14 protein-coding genes are annotated in these 18,067 nt (G+C 34.9%); 13 read left to right on the forward strand and 1 reads right to left on the reverse strand.

Annotation, left to right across the window (positions count from 1 at the left end):
• Window positions 1-187: 187 nt before the first annotated feature.
• From X929_RS06820 to X929_RS06880, 13 genes are all read left to right on the forward strand, one after another.
• Window positions 188-697, forward strand: coding sequence for a hypothetical protein (locus tag X929_RS06820; protein ID WP_103067281.1), 510 nt, complete (start codon window positions 188-190; stop codon window positions 695-697).
• 79 nt (window positions 698-776) lie between these two features.
• A complete protein-coding gene (locus X929_RS06825) occupies window positions 777-1,526 on the forward strand; it encodes an ABC transporter ATP-binding protein (RefSeq protein ID WP_103067282.1) in 750 nt (249 codons plus the stop codon).
• A 21-nt stretch (window positions 1,527-1,547) separates the two neighbouring features.
• A complete protein-coding gene (locus X929_RS06830) occupies window positions 1,548-3,143 on the forward strand; it encodes a hypothetical protein (RefSeq protein ID WP_103067283.1) in 1,596 nt (531 codons plus the stop codon).
• A gap of 373 nt (window positions 3,144-3,516) precedes the next feature.
• Entirely contained in the window at window positions 3,517-4,440 is a 924-nt protein-coding gene (locus X929_RS06835; protein ID WP_103067284.1) for an L-lactate dehydrogenase, read from the forward strand.
• Between the two features lie 14 nt (window positions 4,441-4,454).
• Window positions 4,455-5,132, forward strand: a complete 678-nt coding sequence (locus tag X929_RS06840; RefSeq protein ID WP_103067285.1) for an RsiV family protein — start codon at window positions 4,455-4,457, stop codon at window positions 5,130-5,132.
• A 146-nt stretch (window positions 5,133-5,278) separates the two neighbouring features.
• Window positions 5,279-6,793 carry an NAD-dependent epimerase/dehydratase family protein gene (locus X929_RS06845; RefSeq protein ID WP_103067286.1) on the forward strand — a complete coding sequence of 505 codons (1,515 nt, stop codon included), beginning with the start codon at window positions 5,279-5,281 and terminating at the stop codon, window positions 6,791-6,793.
• 392 nt (window positions 6,794-7,185) lie between these two features.
• On the forward strand, window positions 7,186-7,761 hold the full coding sequence (locus tag X929_RS06850) for a nitroreductase family protein (protein ID WP_103067287.1): 576 nt from the start codon (window positions 7,186-7,188) through the stop codon (window positions 7,759-7,761).
• 36 nt (window positions 7,762-7,797) lie between these two features.
• Window positions 7,798-9,333 (forward strand): type I restriction-modification system subunit M, encoded by a 1,536-nt coding sequence (locus tag X929_RS06855; protein WP_103067288.1) that lies wholly within the window; start codon window positions 7,798-7,800, stop codon window positions 9,331-9,333.
• Complete coding sequence (locus X929_RS06860; RefSeq protein ID WP_103067289.1) at window positions 9,324-10,580, forward strand: restriction endonuclease subunit S; 1,257 nt, start codon at window positions 9,324-9,326, stop codon at window positions 10,578-10,580. Before X929_RS06855 ends, X929_RS06860 begins: the two co-directional genes overlap by 10 nt.
• An 89-nt stretch (window positions 10,581-10,669) precedes the next feature.
• A complete protein-coding gene (locus X929_RS06865) occupies window positions 10,670-13,615 on the forward strand; it encodes a type I restriction endonuclease subunit R (RefSeq protein WP_103067290.1) in 2,946 nt (981 codons plus the stop codon).
• The gene (locus X929_RS06870) at window positions 13,608-13,886 is read left to right on the forward strand and encodes a M48 metallopeptidase family protein (RefSeq protein ID WP_103067291.1); all 279 of its coding nucleotides are present in this window, start codon (window positions 13,608-13,610) and stop codon (window positions 13,884-13,886) included. Before X929_RS06865 ends, X929_RS06870 begins: the two co-directional genes overlap by 8 nt.
• Window positions 13,887-13,899: 13 nt before the next feature.
• Window positions 13,900-16,143 carry a bifunctional dihydroorotate dehydrogenase B NAD binding subunit/NADPH-dependent glutamate synthase gene (locus X929_RS06875; protein WP_103067294.1) on the forward strand — a complete coding sequence of 748 codons (2,244 nt, stop codon included), beginning with the start codon at window positions 13,900-13,902 and terminating at the stop codon, window positions 16,141-16,143.
• Complete coding sequence (locus tag X929_RS06880) at window positions 16,143-16,784, forward strand: protein-L-isoaspartate(D-aspartate) O-methyltransferase (RefSeq protein WP_103067292.1); 642 nt, start codon at window positions 16,143-16,145, stop codon at window positions 16,782-16,784. The genes X929_RS06875 and X929_RS06880 overlap by 1 nt, the downstream gene beginning before the upstream one ends.
• A 49-nt stretch (window positions 16,785-16,833) precedes the next feature.
• Here the strand turns inward: X929_RS06880 and X929_RS06885 are convergent, their stop codons facing one another.
• A complete protein-coding gene (locus X929_RS06885) occupies window positions 16,834-17,934 on the reverse strand; it encodes a BMP family lipoprotein (protein ID WP_103067293.1) in 1,101 nt (366 codons plus the stop codon).
• Window positions 17,935-18,067 lie beyond the last annotated feature (133 nt).

Consider the following 18,067-nt stretch of genomic DNA (forward strand, 5'->3'; position numbering starts at 1 on the left):
TACAGTATTCGGTTAGCCATAGCATTCCTAAGGTCGATTGTTTAAATATTCAAAATATAATTTCCTGTTTTATTTTATTAATATGCTTAATAGAAAAATAATGGTATAATATTGTGAACAAAATTATTTTTTGTCTCAATAAAAAAAGGAGGAGATTTTTATTTCTAATTATCCAAATTTTCATACTGTGGCTATAGATTTTATGAATGATTCTAATTTAGTACATGAGGACCATCTTCACCCTGAAGTTATTTTGTGGGCGAATTTTAGTGAAGAATCGAAAAAAGAATTTTTGGAGAAGATAAAAGAACTTGATGAAGAATTGGCTCAAGATATCAACGATTACCTAACACAGTTCAAAGTTGAAGAGGAAGTCGTTCCTGTTAACTTACCGTTAGATGTCGATACTGAAGAAGAATTTGACAATTTTTTGTACTTCTTGGGTGAATTGACAGAGATCATTGATTTAAAAGCGTATTCAGTGATTACTGAGGTATCGCTAGCCGATGAAGAGAGCGAGAATGCAGATTCTGAAGATCTATACAATTTCCCTGCAATATTCAGCGAGGAAAAGGAAGGTAGCTGCTATTTAACGGTGTTTGATTGGGATTTAAAGGAAATGGAAGAGTATTCTGGTAAGTTTGACAAAAACGAAAAAGAAATAGAAGGGTTGAGATTTCCTTTCTTTCAAAGCTAAACAATGACAAAACCCTCTGTTCCCAAAAAAGAGGGTTTTATACTTGTTAAAATTATAAAGACGTAGAGGGGGCATAATATTGATAAAAGCAATAAACTTAACCAAAAAATTCAAAGATTTCACTGCGGTTGATGAAATCAATTTAAACGTGAATGCAGGAGAAATTTATGGTTTTCTAGGTCCCAATGGTGCAGGGAAAACTACAACGATAAGGATGCTCACAGGTACACTAAAACCAACCTCTGGTCAGATTTTCATCATGGATAAAGATTACAATAATTACGAATTGGAAATAAAAAGAGAAATTGGGGTTGTGCCAGATGAACCAAAAATGTATGAGAATCTCAAAGGCAGTGAGTTCATAGAATTTATAATGAACGTATACAAATTAAATTCAAATGAAATTCACTCGCGATTCAACGAAATATGTGATGCGTTTGGGATAGATTACCTTAACGATTATATAGGGGATTATTCTCATGGTATGAAACAAAAATTAATGGTAGCCTCAGTTTTGATGAGAAAACCAAAGGTTATTTTTTTAGATGAGCCAACCGTAGGTTTGGATGCTCGAGCAGCGGGGATACTAAAAGAACTTTTGCAAAAATACAAAAGCGAAGGCTCTTCGATATTCTTTACGACCCATATTCTAGAAATAGCGGAAAAGATGTGTGACAGAATTGGAATCATAGATCACGGTAGAATCCTTGCTGAAGGTAATATGGAAGAGTTGAGGTCTCTCTCTAAACTCGGAAATAGGAGTTTGGAAGACATTTTCTTGGAATTAACTGGGGGTAGCCAAGTAAAAGAAATAATCGACGAACTTTAGAGGGGAGGTTATGAGGTTACAATGAACGAATTAAAATTATTGTTGAAATACTCCTATAAAAACAAATCTCGTCCGACAAAAAACAGAAAAGGTATAGAAAAAAGATCAGGGATGTTCTCTAATATTATTGGTTATCTGATAGTCCCAATAATTTTTTTAGCTATTATCATTCCAACAATGCTCGCTACCGCAGGTTCTTTTGATCTAAACATCCCGTTGAATCAAATAGGGTTGGATTCTAATTATACTTTTCTAGAACTAATGTTTGCACCCGCCTTTTTAATGGTAAGTGCGATATTTGTTTTGCAATTTTCCCCCTTAATTGTAACTACACTCTTTGATAACGATATGCTTGATACTTTTTTAACAATGCCGATTAAAAGATCAACACTCTTTTTCTCTTCTACTATAGATAGTTTAATTATGTCTGGAATAGGAAGTGGTGCTTTCTTATCAATCGGTGTCTCGTATATGATTTTGAAAAGTTCAAATGTTATTTTATCGATATTGGGGATTATAGGGTTTTTTCTTTTTTTGATCTCTATTTCCATTGTAATTGGATTAATGATGTCTTTTTTTGTTGGTAAAACATCTGCAAAAAGAATTGCGCAATTAACTTATTTCATAGGTATTATCTTTATGGTCTTAATACCTCAATTTCTCCCAATGATGACGACAAACGATCCAGAAAACCTCATTGAAGGAATGGGAAACTCCCTTAAAGCATTTATGAGCCCTTTTTGGCCACATGCTCAATTTATCAATGCGTTAAACGGAAATATCGTTTCTCTTATATTCATCTACGCTGTTTCGATATTGTTCTTTTACTTGGTATACAGGTACGCCAACAATCTTGATTTCTCAACGTCAAGAAAAAAGTCAAAGGTTAAAAAAATTGAAAAATTTAAAACCAAACGTTTGCCTCTTTTTGAAAAAGACAGAAAACTTCTTTTTAGAAATTCCCAATTGATTTTTATGATGATTTATCCACTGGTATTTCCATTCATATTCTTTTTCACAGGTATGCAAGATCTAACTTACTTAGCTTTGTTCTTTATGTTTATTGCAGCAGACTATTCGGCTATGATTTCTGCATATATGTTGACTGAAGAAATAAAAATCTGGCCAGTTCCAAAGTTATTTCCTTTCAAAATAAGAACAATGGTGAACTCAAAAATAATGATTTCTACAGGTCTTTATACAGTTGAGTTTATCGTCCTTACGATAGTTTTCTCACTTCTTCTAAAATTTAGTTTCTTTGATTTGGTACTAATAATTCCTACTGTCATATTATTGTACTATTCATCATTATTAGGAGCAAGAATCTTTCTCAGTGATCCTAAAAGAGACGTATCCCAAATGAACAAGGTGTTCAAAGGGAAAGAAGTGTTGATCATAGAATTGATAACAATGGGGTATGCTATGGCTATTTTTGGCTTACTATTTTTTTATGACTTAATGCTTGTCCAAGGTCCGTTGTGGATATTCAAAAATATTAGCATGCAGCTCACTTCTCTAATAATACTAGGAACTGTGGTAGTGCTATTGTTTGTAATATTATGGTCTATCGGGAAAGAGCAAAGAAAGATAAACCAGTACATAGAAGCAATGGAATAAAATCCAAGTTTTGAATCTGAAAAAAATAGTAATAAATTTTTTAATAATTTAATAAGCCCTCTATGTAAATTACAAGAGGGTTTTTCTTATTTTTAAGAATGTGCTATCATATATTTAAGAAAGATCTTCACTTTAGGGTGGACAGCGCCAGGAAAACTATTAAAATTTAAGAAATTTATAAATATAAATTAGGGGTGAGAATTATGATTGATTATCCGGAGTTTCACCGTTCAATGACTTTTTTGATGAGAGCTGAAGATATATTGATAGATGACGATCATGTTCCAGAAATTAGGTTTCCTATATTTAAATAGTTACTAAATCGATTTTTCTATAGGGTTAGTAAAACATCAAAAATGGGAGGTATATGATTTTGAAAATAAGTATAATAGGAACGGGAAGAGTTGGTTCAAGTACCGCTTTTGCTTTAATAAACGCAGCAGTTGCTGACGAGATCGTTCTTTACGACCTCAACAAAGAAATGGCTGAGGGTGAAGCATTGGATTTATTACATGCAACAACCTTTCACAAAAGAATGATTATAAGAGCAGGGGAGTATAGTGATATAGAAGGAAGCGATATCGTAATAATTACAGCAGGAGCTGCTCAAAAGCCTGGTGAAACGAGATTAGATTTGACCATAAAAAATGCTAAAATAATAAAAGGCATTTCAGAAAACATAAAAAAATATGCTCCAAATACGTTGGTAATAAATATTACGAACCCTGTTGATGTCATGAGCTATGTTGTATGGAAAGTAACAGGTTTTGATCATAATAGGGTAATTGGAACTGGCACAATATTGGACACCGGAAGATTAAGGGCTTTAATAGGAAAAAATTGCGGTGTATCTCCAATGAGTGTACACGCCTATATAATAGGGGAACATGGTGACTCGGAGTTGGCAGCGTGGAGTTCCGCAATGATTGGAGGCGTTCCGATTAAAGGTTTTTGCCGCAATTGCCCGTACAAGAACAGTTGTAATATCGATCTAAATAAGATTTTTGAAGATGTAAAAAATTCTGCCTACAATATAATAAACAAAAAAGGTGCAACTAATTATGGGATAGCTTCGGCAACAACTGCATTAGTAGAATCGATAATAAAGAATGAAGGTAGGGTGTATACACCTTCCGTGCTGCTGGACGATATCTACATAGGATATCCTGCGGTTATAAACAAAGATGGGGTGGAACGAACTATCGATATAACTTTGAATGAGGAAGAAACTGAAAAGTTTGAAAGTTCAAAAAGCATAATAAAAGAGTATCTTGAATCAATCAAAAACTTACTTTAAGGGAGATATCAACTATGAAAAAGGTTGTAAGCATATTTTTATTGTTTACAATGTTTTCTATGACACTCTATTCAATCGAATATGTAACCCTATCAGCAGAATTAAAAGAAAACTTAGGTGGAAGAGTAAATATTCCATTTTTTTACGGTACAAAAGATGCACCTAGTGCCTTTCTTTTAAATAGTTATTTAGCAAAAGATGTTGAAGATTTCTTAAGTCAATATCTCGATGAGCTTAATGGCCTTAGAAACAGTATAGACGAATCTGAGGAACCATACGTTGAAGTAGTTATAGAATCCGAAGTTGGATTTGTTTCGGACAGTTTTGTGAGCTTTTACTCTGACTATTTTTCTTTTGTTTATCATCAGGCTCATCCAATGACTGCAAGAAAAACGTACAATTATGATCTAACTCTCAGTAAATTCCTCAATCTATACGATTTTTTGGGTTTATATAGTGAAGACACAGGCAGATCTTTTAAAATAATCAAAGAAACCATCATCGAAGAAATAAATGCAGACCCTAAAATTTATTTTTATGAAAGTATAGACACAATAGAGCCTGATCGATATTATTATATTACAAATGAAGATCTGGTAATAATCTATCAACTTTACGAAATTGCACCATATTCATCTGGTATAAGAGAGTTCAAAATACCTCTTGTAGAATTGGGAATAGAACTTCAATAAGATATTTATAACTAGTTATTAAGAAAAAAGAAAACATAAGTCTCTTTTTAGATTATATTGAAACAGCGATTGGTGAGCCATGAAATTTTGCATGTATATTTTGGATGGAAAATAGCAAACCATTGGTATGCGAGGGGAAACAAGATATGACAAAAAAGAAAACAGTATTTCTTACAGGTGCTACAGGGGTAATGGGTTCTTGTGGGTTAAAAGAGTTGTTGAAAGAACCTGCAAAATATGATGTAGTTATCTTGGTAAGGCCTTTAGTAAAGGATAAGGAAATGCTTAAACAGTATGTAGTACTAGAAAATTTGAAGATTGTTTGGGGTGATTTGACAAATTACGAAGATGTAAAAGTATGTGTTCAAAGTTCAGACATAGTGTTGCATGTCGGAGCTTTGGTATCTCCCGAGGCTGACTATTACCCTAAACAAACAATGAAGGTTAACTATGGTTCGACGGTTAATATCATCCGTGCCATAAAAGAAAGTCCTAATAGAAATAAGATAAAGCTTGTATATATTGGAACCGTTGCTGAATATGGCGATAGAATGCCTCCTATCCACTGGATTCATAGCGGTGATCCCATAAAGCCGAGTATTCATGATTATTATGCTGTTTCAAAAGTGGCAGCGGAAAGAGCTGTGATCGAATCCGGGTTGAAGTATTGGGTTTCTTTGAGGCAAACGGGAATTTTCTCATCCCATATGATCGAAATTAAGGATGGTATCATATTTCATAATCCTTTAAACAATGTGCTGGAATATGTTAGTGATCATGACTCTGGTGTTCTTCTAAAAAATGTTTGTGAGGATTTACCAGACAATTTTTGGGGGCATATTTATAATATAAGTGGTGGTGAGTGTTGTAGACTCAGTACTTACCAGATGTTTAAAAAAATGTTCGAGATGATGGGTATAACTAAACTTGAGTATGTGATTGATGCTAATTGGTTTGCAATTCGGAATTTCCACGGAGGTTATTTTCTAGATTCTGATAAGTTGGAGGAATACCTGAATTTCAGGAGCCAAGGTTCCGAATACTTTTTTGATCTTTATCGAAGGGAAAACGTAAGAGCCATAAAAGTCGCAAAAATCATCACGAAATTTCCAGGTGGTCAGAAACTCATAGGTAGAATCATAAGAAAGAAGTTTGAGAAAATAGTGAGAACAGACCATGGGCCGTTGAATTGGGTGGAAAACAATAGACTCGAGTATATTGAGCCGTTTTTCATTTCAAAGGAGCATAGAGAGGCAATATCTCCAAGCATAAAAGACTTTAAACCTTATACAGATTATGATAGAGTGGTACACATAGACCATGGCTATGATGAAACAAAACCTGAAAGCAGTCTGGATATCACTGATATAAAAAAGGCAGCTCGGTTTCGAGGCGGTGAATGTTTGTCTCAGCATATGACTAAAGGAGACATGCAAACAAAGCTTTTATTTAAATGTGCTTTTGGTCATGTATTTGAGGCAAGCCCAAAGCTTGTCTTGGAAGGAGGACATTGGTGTCTTCAGTGTGAGCGAGAGAGTTGGAACTATCACGAACTCGCCAAAAGAAGTCACTTTTTTGCTCAAGTATGGTATCCTCTGCACAGCAAGGATGAACCAAGTAGAATGTATCCGAAGATGGTGAATGAACTAGGTTGTGAGTGATACTTAAAAATAATTTGGAAAAGTCGTCTGACTGACTATAAAACAGTAGATATTATTGTTAAAAAAGAAGCTTTTTTAGTGAGAACATATTATTGGTATTGAATGAAGTGCCTTTTGGGAATTATAAATATATGAGCTCAAAAATAATTATAAACACTTTAGAAATAAAAAGATTTTCAAAAATAAGATTCTGATTTTAAAAGGGTTACAGGGCGGAGCCCTCCACCACCCATCTGGTTGGGTTGCTGGGCGAAGGGGAGCTAAATCAGAATGTATGCAACTTAAAATGATGGAGGTATTTTAAAAATTTTTCGATTCTAGAAATATCGATTAAAGAAGGTTTCAGAGTTTCCAAAGATAGTAAAAATAATTAATGGAGGAGGTATAACGATATGGATTTAATAGAAGTAATCAAGCAAAGAAGAAGCATCAGAAAGTTCAAGCAAGATCCGATTGAAGAAGAAATATTGAAAGAGTTAGTAGATTGTGCAAGGTTAGCCCCTTGTGCTTCGAATAAACAACCTTTAGAGTTTATAATTGTAAAAGATAAAGAAACTTGCGACAAAGTCTTTGAAAGTTTAGGTTGGGCTGGCTACATAACCCCAAAAGGAACGCCTAAAGAAGGAGAAAAACCAACCGCATATATTATTATTTTAATCAACAAACAAAGAGCGACCAAGTGGATTGGTCACGATGTAGGAGCAGCGTTTGAAAATATTTTATTAGCTGCGTGGTCAAAAGGAATAGGCGGATGCCCCATTGTTTCTATAAACAGGGAAAATTTAAGAGAAATTCTAAAAGTACCACAAGACTATGAAATTAACACGGTAGTTGCTTTAGGTTATAAAGGGCATGAGTCTTTTGCAGAGGATAACGATGAGAGGGTTGAATATTACATAGATGAGAAAGGTAATTTCCATGTTCCAAAACGGCCTCTTGAAAAGGTTATTCATTTTGATAAATTTTGATTATAATTATTTGTGAGGAACACAGGAGGACAACAAATGGCTCAAAATAACCTTGATACCAAAACTTTAGAAAACTGGCTTTGGGAAGCGGCGTGTAAAATAAGAGGACCTATAGATGCTCCCAAATACAAGGATTATATCTTACCTTTGATATTTTTAAAAAGACTTTCTGACGTGTTCGAAGACGAATTGAACGAGTTGTCAGAAAAATTTGGTTCATTTGAAACAGCCGAAGATTTTATAAAAAGTGATCACCAATTAGTTCGTTTTTATTTGCCACCAGAAGCGAGATGGTCTGAAGTTGCTAAAAAAACTACAAATGTCGGAGAATATTTAACTGACGCCGTAAGAACAATTGCAAGATACAATCCCAAACTTCAAGGTGTAATAGATATTGTGGATTTCAATGCAACTGCAGGTGGTCAAAGAATCATAAGTGATGATGTGTTGGTAGCATTAATTGATGTTTTAGGAAGACATCGCCTTGGTCTGAAAGATGTTGATCCAGATATTTTAGGTCGCGCATACGAATATTTATTGAGAAAATTTGCCGAAGGTTCTGGGCAAAGTGCGGGTGAGTTTTACACTCCTGGTGAGGTAGCAATTTTGATGTCAAAGATCTTAGACCCAAAACCTGGAGACGAGGTCTATGATCCTTGTTGTGGATCTGGGGGCTTGTTGATTAAAACTCATCTGAGATTTAAAGAAAAATATGGAGATGATAGAACTAAATATTCACTTAAATTCTATGGGCAAGAAATCTTGCATTCAACGTATGCTATGGCAAAAATGAATATCTTTATACACGTCATGGAAGCACAAATTGCCCTTGGCGACACAATGAATAGACCGGCATTTTTAACCGATGAAGGATCACTCAAGAAATTCGATTTAGTAACTGCAAATCCCATGTGGAATCAAACATTTGCACAATCTGTTTATGAAAACGATCCTTACAATAGATTTGTTTTTGGATACCCTCCATCAAACAGCGCAGACTGGGGATGGATTCAGCATATGTTTGCTTCATTGAAAAATGATGGGAAGATGGCTTTAGTAATTGATACAGGTGCTGTATCAAGGGGTAGTGGAAATGTTGGAAAAAATAGAGAAAGAGATATAAGAAAAGAATTTGTTGAAAAAGATCTTGTAGAATCAGTTTTATTACTTCCGGAGAATTTATTCTATAACACTTCAGCACCAGGGGTTATCATAGTGATTAATAAGTCAAAACCAGCACAAAGGCAAGACCAGATACTTCTCATAAACGCATCAAAGCTCTATGAAAAAGGAAGACCTAAGAACTTCTTGCCTGATGAGAGTGTTGAAAGGATAGCAGAGATCTATCTCAATTGGAAGGAAGAAGAGGGAATAAGTAAAATAATCAGTAAAGAAGAAGCTGCGAAAAATGATTATAATTTAAGTCCATCCCGTTATGTTGCTCAAAATGGTGAAGACGAAACACTGCCTTTGGAGGATGCTGTTGTGCAGTTAAAAGAGGCAGAAGAAGAAAGAAAAGAAGCCGATGAAAAATTAGAGATTATTTTAAAAGAGATGGGACTATGGAACTAGATCTTAACCAGAAAGAAGAATACAAAGAGACAGAACTCGGCTTGCTACCAAAAGATTGGGAAGTTGTAAGGTTGGGGGATGTTGGAAATATAATAACTGGAAATACACCTTCTAAAAAAGTTAAAGAATATTGGGAGCACGGTGAGCTTGATTTTATTAAACCCCCAGACTTACAAAATAGAGTAATTTCAACATTTTCTGAAAAAATTTCAAATAAAGCAATTGACAAAGCAAGAACTGTTAAAGAAGGATCGATTCTAGTTTCTTGCATAGGTATTATTGGAAGAGTGGGGTTTGCATCCCACAGAGTTGCATTTAACCAACAAATAAATGCAATAGAACCAAATAATAATATATATCCATGGTTTTTATTCTATACATTACAAACGCAGCAAAGGCAGATAGAAAATTTAGCATCATATACAACAGTTCCAATTGTTAGTAAAGCAAAATTTATAGATGTTAAAATCCCCTTTCCACCACTCTCAGAACAAAAAAAGATTGCCTCTGTCCTCTCTGCAGTGCAAGAGGCAAAGGAGAAGACGGAGGATGTTATAAAAGCAACGAAAGATCTCAAAAAGTCCATGATGAAGTACCTGTTTACTTATGGGCCTGTAAGTTTGGAAGAAGCTGAAAAAGTACCGCTTAAAGAGACAGAGATTGGCTTGATTCCTGAAGAGTGGGATGTTGTGAGACTTGAGGATGTCGTTGAGATTCATGACAAAAAAAGAATTCCTTTAAATTCTACCGAGCGGAGCAAAATGAAAGGTAACTATCCATATTGCGGAGCTAATGGCATTATAGATTATGTTAATGATTATATATTTGATGGTGAATTTGTTCTATTAGCTGAAGATGGGGGTTTTTGGAGAAAATTTGAAAATAGTGCCTATTTAATGAAAGGAAAGTTTTGGGTTAATAATCATGCTCATATAATTAGGGCTATAGAAAGTAATTCAGTTAATAGATTTTTACTTTATTGGCTTATTTTTGATGATATTGAAAAATACACTTCTGGAACAACTAGAAAGAAATTAAATCAAAATGTTATGAAGAATATTTTAATTCCACTTCCACCTCTCCCCATCCAGCAAAAGATCGCTTCAATTCTCTCAGCGATCGATCAAAAGATCGAGGCGGAAGAAAACAAGAAAAAAGCCCTTGAAGATCTTTTTAAATCACTTTTGCATAATCTTATGACCGCAAAAATAAGGGTGAATAATTTGGAAAAGATTTTAGATGAATAAAAAGAATTTTTAGCTTACTTTTGTCAAAAGCAAAGAGAAAATATTATTAACTTTATTAAAGAAAAAAGTGAGAAAGTGGTGGTGTGACTATGGGCTTGGGAGATGAAAAATATTCTGCTCAGGATCCAATTATAAAATACGTACAAGAAGAATCTGCTGAATATGGATCATCAGATGGAAATAAGGTTTTTCTGAACCTTGGGTGGGAATACGTCAAACCTGATGAAGCCTTGAGGCTAAAAGGCGGAGAAAAAGGTTTGATATTCAAAGATGTATTTATAAAGCAACTTCAAAGACTCAATCCTGGGTTTATGGACCATCTTTCAGCAGAAGAAGTATTAAAAGATCTTGAAAGAATTCCTCCAAATATACAAGGTAATCTAATAGTTTGGGAATTTTTAAAAGGACTTAAACCCAAATTTGTGTCCAATGAAAAAAGAGAAAGAAACGTAACTTTTTTAGATACCTATGAAATAGATAGGAATATATTCCAAGTTACCGACGAATTTACATTTACAAATGGGAGCAAAACGATAAGGGCAGATGTGGTGTTTCTTATTAATGGAGTCCCGCTTATTCTCGTAGAGACGAAAGCACCTCATAGAATTGATCCGCTTAATGAAGCCTATAAGCAAGTAAAAAGGTATCATCAGCAAGCGCCAGAACTTTTGGCTATTTTACAAATCTTTGGTTTAATAGATGTGATTCGCTTTTATTATGGTGCAACTTGGAACCTTTCAGGAGGATCACTCTTCGAATGGAAAAACGAATTAGATCGCGGTTATGAAACTTTAATTAAAACTTTTTTTGATACAAAAAGAATAATAAAAATACTTACTGATTTTATTCTTTTTACAAAACAAGATGAAGAGCTTAAAAAAGTTGTTTTAAGGCATCATCAAATGAAAGCCGTTGATAAGATAATTGAAAGGGCTAAAGATCCTTCAAAACAACGTGGTTTGATCTGGCATACTCAAGGTTCTGGTAAAACTTACACTATGATTGTAACGGCGAAAAAAATAATAGAAGATCCCTTTTTTGAAAATCCGACAGTAATTATGCTTGTTGATAGAAACGAACTTGAATCACAGTTGTTCAGTAATCTGAAATCCGTTGGCATTGAAAATGTAGAAGTTGTAGAAAGTAAAAAACATCTAAAGCGTCTTCTTAAAACCGATAAAAGAGGTTTAATTGTTAGTATGATTCATAAGTTTGATAATATTTCTGCTGATTTGAATCTACGAGAAAATATTTTTGTTTTAGTAGATGAAGCTCATAGGAGTACAGGTGGGAAGCTTGGTACCTTTTTAGAAGGAGCTTTACCAAATGCAACGTATATAGGCTTTACTGGTACTCCCATAGATAAGACAAATTATGGAAAAGGTACGTTTGTTACATTTGGTAAAGATGATCCCCCTAAAGGATACCTTGATAAATACAGCATATCAGAATCGATTAAAGATGGCACCACCGTTCCCTTGTACTATACGTTTGCACCAAATAAAATGATGGTTGAAAAAGATGTTCTTGAGAAAGAATTTCTGGCACTTGCAGAGTCTCAAGGAGTTAGCGCTGTAGAAGAGCTTAACAAGGTTTTAGAAAAAGCGGTAAGACTTAAAAATATGCTAAAAAACTATGATAGAGTTCAGTTGATATCAAAATTTGTAGCAAAGCATTTTAAAGAGTATATCGAACCAATGGGTTTCAAAGCTTTTCTTGTTGCTGTTGATAGAGAAGCATGTGCATTATACAAGGAAGAATTAGATAAACACCTGCCTCCTGAATACTCTAAAGTTGTATATAGTCAGAGTCAAAACGATCCCCCACAAATGACGAAGTATTATTTATCTGAAATTGAAGAGAAAAAAGTTAGAGAGAACTTTAAAAAGCCAGGAGAGCTCCCAAAAATTTTAATCGTAACTGAGAAATTATTGACTGGGTTTGATGCACCGATTCTTTATTGTATGTATTTAGATAAACCGATGAGAGATCACGTTCTTTTACAGGCTATAGCCAGAATCAATAGACCGTACAAGAAGGATGAAAAAAATAAGAAGAACGGACTTGTTGTCGATTTTGTGGGTATTTTTAATAATTTAGAAAAGGCACTTGCTTTTGATTCTGAAGATATAGAAGGGGTAATCGAAGATATTGAACTTTTAAAAAGAGAGTTTGCTGAACAAATGAAGATTGGCAGAGAGAAATATCTTTCTATCGTTGCCAAAAAAGATAGGGACAAATCTGTAGATGCTGTCTTAGAGTACTTTAGGAATGAAGAAAAACGTAATGAATTTTATACGTATTATAAGAAGCTTTCTGGTTTGTATGAGATATTATCTCCCGACAAATTTTTAAATGAATATCTCCAAGATTATGATACACTTACACGGATGTATAAAATTTTGAAGAATGCTTATGAAAAAGGACTATCTGTCGATGAGGAGTTCACAGAGAAAACTAAAAAATTAATTCAAAAATACACGAAAAATAGTAAAATAAAAGATACTTTAGAAGTTTTTGTGATAGACGAGTATACTTTAAAAAAGATTGAAGAAAGTAATGCTTCAGATGTTGAAAAGGTTTTTAATTTATACAAGAGTATTGAAAAAACGGTCGAAGAAGAAAGCAATGAATATCCAATTCTCATTACAATTGGAGAAAAAGCGGAGAATTTAATTACCCTTTACAAAAGTGCCCAAAAGAATACAGAAGAAACTTTAAACGGTCTAAAGAACTTGGTACAGGAAGTAAACGACAAGAAGAAGGCTCAAAAAGAAAGTGGAAAATCAGCAGCATACTTTACACTCAAAGAATTGTTGAAAGCTGAATCGATCGATGATGCCGAGGATATTGCTGAAGAGTTCGAGAAAAAAAAGGAAACTTATCCTCTTTGGGATAAAGACGAAGATCAGGAAAGAGAAATGAGACAGGAATTTTACAAGTTATTAGGACCGAAAGGGCTTAAAGGCGAAAGAATAAAACAGTTATTCGAAAAATATCTCTACATACTAAAAGGTAGGGATAATAATGATTGACCCAGTTGATTTTAAAGCTGAAGTTATGATTTTGGCTAAAGATATTAGAGTTCAACCAAAGGAAATTCATATTCGTGAAATGAGTAGAAAATGGGGTAGTTGCTCTTCAAGAGGTAGGTTAACCTTTGATAAAAAACTTTTAAATGAGCCAAAAAGTTTTAGATTTGAGGTAATTATTCATGAATTATTACACTTGAGATACCCTAAGCATGGAAAGATGTTCAATGCATTATTGGAAGAATACCTTAGAAAAAATATTGAAAAAAAATAAAGGGGTGGAAGTTTTGTTCGAAATATCCGAAAAAAAGAAATTAGCCCAAGACGTTTACAGTGTTTGGGTTGAAGCACCAAAGATAGCAGCACATGCTCAACCAGGTCAGTTTGTTATAGTTATAGCAGAAGAAGATGGAGAAAGAATACCTTTAACTATAGTGGATAAAACTGAAGATAATATAAGACTCATATTTCAAGTGGTGGGTAAAAGTACGAGAAAGATGGCAACTTTTGAAAATGGAGATTCTTTTGCCCATGTTGTAGGACCTTTGGGTAGTCCTTCAGAAATTGATTATTATGGGACGGTATTGTTGATTGGCGGGGGTATTGGTGTTGCTCCAATTTTACCTATTTTAAAGGCGTTGAAAGAAAAAGGCAACAGGGTAATATCAATTATGGGAGCAAGGACCGCTGATCTTTTAATTTTAGAAGATGAGTTTTCACAGTTTTCTGATAAGTTAATCATAACAACAGATGATGGATCAAAAGGTATGAAAGGTTTGGTTACCGATGGGATGAAAAAAGTAGTGTCAGATGGCGAGGAAATAGATAAGGCTTGGGCTATTGGGCCTGTTATAATGATGAAATTTGCCACAAAAACCGCTCAAGAACTTGGGTTTCCTATAATAGTGTCTTTGAATCCAATAATGGTTGATGGAACAGGAATGTGTGGTGGGTGTAGGGTAACCGTTGGAGATAACGTTAAATTCGCTTGTGTTGATGGTCCTGAGTTTGAAGGTGAGCTGGTTGAATGGGATGAATTGTTAAAGCGACTTGGGCAGTACAAGGTTGAGGAAAAGAGTTCTTTAGAAGAAAAAAAGAAAAAACGTCCAAAAAAGATTTTGAGGAATAAAGTTCCTGTAAAAAAGCAACCACCAGAAGAGAGAAAGCACAACTTCCGAGAGGTTGCATATGGTTACTGTTTAGAAGAGGCTATGATGGAAGCTGATAGGTGCTTACAATGCCCTGATAGCGCATATAATTGTATAGAAGGATGTCCTGTTGGTATAGATATACGAGGTTTTATAAGAGAGTTGAGGGATGGTAACCTTACTAAATCTGCAGAGATATTGAAGAGTTACAATAATTTACCAGCTATTTGTGGGAGAGTTTGTCCACAAGAGAATCAGTGTGAAGGGGTATGTACCTTAGGTAAATCAGGTGCTTTTGAACCAGTTGCCATAGGCAGATTAGAAAGGTTTGTAGCTGATTGGGAGAGAGTTCAAAGAAGTAATCAAAAGAATAATATCCAACTGACTGAAAACAATATTAAGGGAAAAGTTGCTGTTGTAGGTGCAGGGCCAGCCGGACTAACAGTGGCAGCAGATCTGGCAAAGATAGGATACTACGTTAAAATTTTTGAAGCTTTGCATAAACCTGGAGGGGTTTTGACCTACGGAATCCCTGAGTTTAGACTTCCAAAAGAGATAGTTTTTGAAGAAGTAGAATATGTGAAATCGTTGGGAGTAGAAATTGAGACAGATGTTGTTGTGGGAAAGACAATTACAATAGACGAAATGAAAGAAGAGTTCGATGCTATATTTATAGGTACGGGTGCGGGAACCCCTAAATTCTTGAATATTCCTGGGGAAAATTTGAATGGGGTTTATTCTTCAAGTGAGTTTTTAACAAGGGTTAATTTGATGAAAGCATATGAATTCCCTTTGGTTGATACACCCGTTAAGATTGGAAAACACGTGGTAGTTGTTGGCGGGGGTAACGTTGCGATGGATGCTTCAAGATCGGCGTTAAGGCTTGGTGCTGAAACCGTCACAGTAGTGTATAGAAGAACGGAGCAAGAGATGCCTGCAAGAAAAGAAGAATATGAAAACGCCGTCGAAGAAGGAATTAATTTTATGTGGCTGACTAATCCAATAGAATGTAAAGGAAACGAAATAGGTGAATTGACAAGTGTAGTTTGTCAAAAGATGAAACTGGGAGAGCCTGATTCTTCTGGTAGAAGAAGACCTTTACCAATTGAAAACAGTGATATTGAAATACCTGCAGATCTTTTTATAGTAGCTATAGGTCAAGAGTCGAACAAGGTTTTACTCAACGCATTTCCCGAATTGAAGTTGAATAAATGGGGGTATATAGAAGCTGACCCTGTTACCGGCGCTACTTCTGTTGAAGGAGTTTGGGCAGGTGGAGACATAGTCACTGGTGCGGCAACCGTTATCGAGGCGATGGGAGCAGGTAAAAGATCTGCTAAGGCAATAGATGAATATATTTCGTCGAAGGTAGGAAAATTTTGATGGATTTTGAGAAAGAAAATAGAATGATGGTTGAGTATCAACTTAAAAGGAGAGGTATCACCGATGAAAAGGTTCTCAATGCCTTTTTGAAGGTTAAAAGACATTTGTTTGTTCCAAAAAATCTTGAAAGGTATGCATATGATGATTGCCCTTTGCCTATTGGCGAAGGGCAAACTATTTCTCAGCCTTATATAATCGGCTTGATGCTTCAACTATTAGAGTTAAAAGAAAACGATGTAGTTTTAGAAATTGGTACTGGTTCTGGTTACCAAACGGCTTTACTGGCAGAGATTGTACGTCTTGCTTATACTATAGAACGAAATGAAACGTTAGCCCAAAGAGCCAGAAGTAAATTTTGGGAATTGGGATATGCAAATATTGTTTTAGAGGTTGGAGATGGAACAAAAGGATGGACAAAAGAAAAGATTGAGTTTGACGGAATCATAGTTTCAGCAGCAGCTCCAAAAGTTCCTGACCCTCTGCTTTCGCAACTTAAAGTTGGAGGAAGAATGGTAATTCCAATTGGTTCTAAATCTTTTCAACGTTTACATAAAATAACCAAGTTAGAGGATGGAAATACAAAGATTGAATACTCTGATGGTTGTATGTTTGTGCCTTTAATAGGTGAATATGGTTGGTGAGAGTGTTTATTAAAATATAAAATATCCCGCAGGAAGCGGGATATTTTGATTAATATGGGAAGGTAATCTCGGGAACCTCAAACGAACCTATTTTTGAAGGATCTGATGGTATTTTCAATTTGCCTTCTTTTATCAATTTTTTTAGATATTCTATTTCAACAAAATATCTAATGGGGACCATGCTTCTTGTGTACTTCATTGGAGTTATACTTACACCGTCTTCTTTCATACCTAATCTAAAGACACCAGATTCGAAAGTTCTTACGGACATGGCGCTTTGAATTCCCTCAAAAGCAGCTGTGTCGACTCTTTTCATAGCACTTGTCAATACATAACCTGGAGCCATGTGATCTTGATCAACATCTACTCCAATTGCATAAAAGTTTTTATCTAATTCATAGTATTTATCAATGATTTGCTCTAAGGGGGCATTTGGAGGGAGATTGTATAGATTACTTCCTTTTTCTTTAGCAGCATCTATTACTCCGTTACCTGTTGGACCTGCTGCATGAAAAACAATGTCCGCACCATTTTCCATCTGTGTTAGAGCTAAGTTCTTTCCTAAAGCAGGCTCGTTGAAGGTGTTAGCATAACCTGATATAACTTGAATATTTTCATTATGTAATTCATTGTATACTTTAACTCCTGCTTTGAATCCTGCTTCGAATTTGGTAACGGCAGGGACTGGAACTCCTCCTATAAATCCAACTTTTCCAGTTTTGCTCATCATAGCGGCTAAGTAACCAGCTGGGAAACTGGATTCATGCTCGTTGAAAACATAGCAAACAACGTTTGAAGGAATTATTTGTCCGGGAGATGGTTCTATATCAATGCCCACAAAATAAGTATCAGGAAATTGGGGAGCTACATTGAATAAAACATCCGTCATCATAAAACCAACAGCTATTACAACATCAGAATCTCTTGCAGCGTTTGAAAGATTTGGTAAATAATCTGTTTGTTCAGATGATTGGATTACTGCGATTTCTACACCTAATTCGTCTCGGGCTCTTAAAACTCCTTGCCAGGTTCCGTCATTGAAAGATTTGTCTCCCAAACCTCCTACGTCGGTAACCATGGTTACTTTGAAAGCGAAAGTCGTTGAAAATAAAAACAACACAACAAAGAAAATACTTAGATACTTTTTCATAAAAATCGCCTCCTTTATGATTAATAATATTATAGCATATTAGTGTTTTATGATTTTATAAAATGTGTTGTTTTGATTTGATGATATAATATAATTAGTTAAAGTCCTTTATCCTCATGGGTGGGGAGCGGGG

Origin of the sequence: Petrotoga olearia DSM 13574, from assembly GCF_002895525.1 — a bacterium.
Taxonomy (GTDB): domain Bacteria; phylum Thermotogota; class Thermotogae; order Petrotogales; family Petrotogaceae; genus Petrotoga; species Petrotoga olearia.

Bases quoted from the DNA above. Each gene is read 5' to 3' on its own strand.
- X929_RS06840 (WP_103067285.1), top strand. From the start codon at position 4,455: ATGAAAAAGGTTGTAAGCATATTTTTATTGTTTACAATGTTTTCTATG.
- X929_RS06870 (WP_103067291.1), top strand. From the start codon at position 13,608: ATGATTGACCCAGTTGATTTTAAAGCTGAAGTTATGATTTTGGCTAAA.
- X929_RS06880 (WP_103067292.1), top strand. From the start codon at position 16,143: ATGGATTTTGAGAAAGAAAATAGAATGATGGTTGAGTATCAACTTAAA.
- X929_RS06885 (WP_103067293.1), bottom strand. From the start codon at position 17,934: ATGAAAAAGTATCTAAGTATTTTCTTTGTTGTGTTGTTTTTATTTTCA.
- X929_RS06860 (WP_103067289.1), top strand. From the start codon at position 9,324: ATGGAACTAGATCTTAACCAGAAAGAAGAATACAAAGAGACAGAACTC.
- X929_RS06850 (WP_103067287.1), top strand. From the start codon at position 7,186: ATGGATTTAATAGAAGTAATCAAGCAAAGAAGAAGCATCAGAAAGTTC.
- X929_RS06830 (WP_103067283.1), top strand. From the start codon at position 1,548: ATGAACGAATTAAAATTATTGTTGAAATACTCCTATAAAAACAAATCT.
- X929_RS06855 (WP_103067288.1), top strand. From the start codon at position 7,798: ATGGCTCAAAATAACCTTGATACCAAAACTTTAGAAAACTGGCTTTGG.
- X929_RS06865 (WP_103067290.1), top strand. From the start codon at position 10,670: ATGGGCTTGGGAGATGAAAAATATTCTGCTCAGGATCCAATTATAAAA.
- X929_RS06845 (WP_103067286.1), top strand. From the start codon at position 5,279: ATGACAAAAAAGAAAACAGTATTTCTTACAGGTGCTACAGGGGTAATG.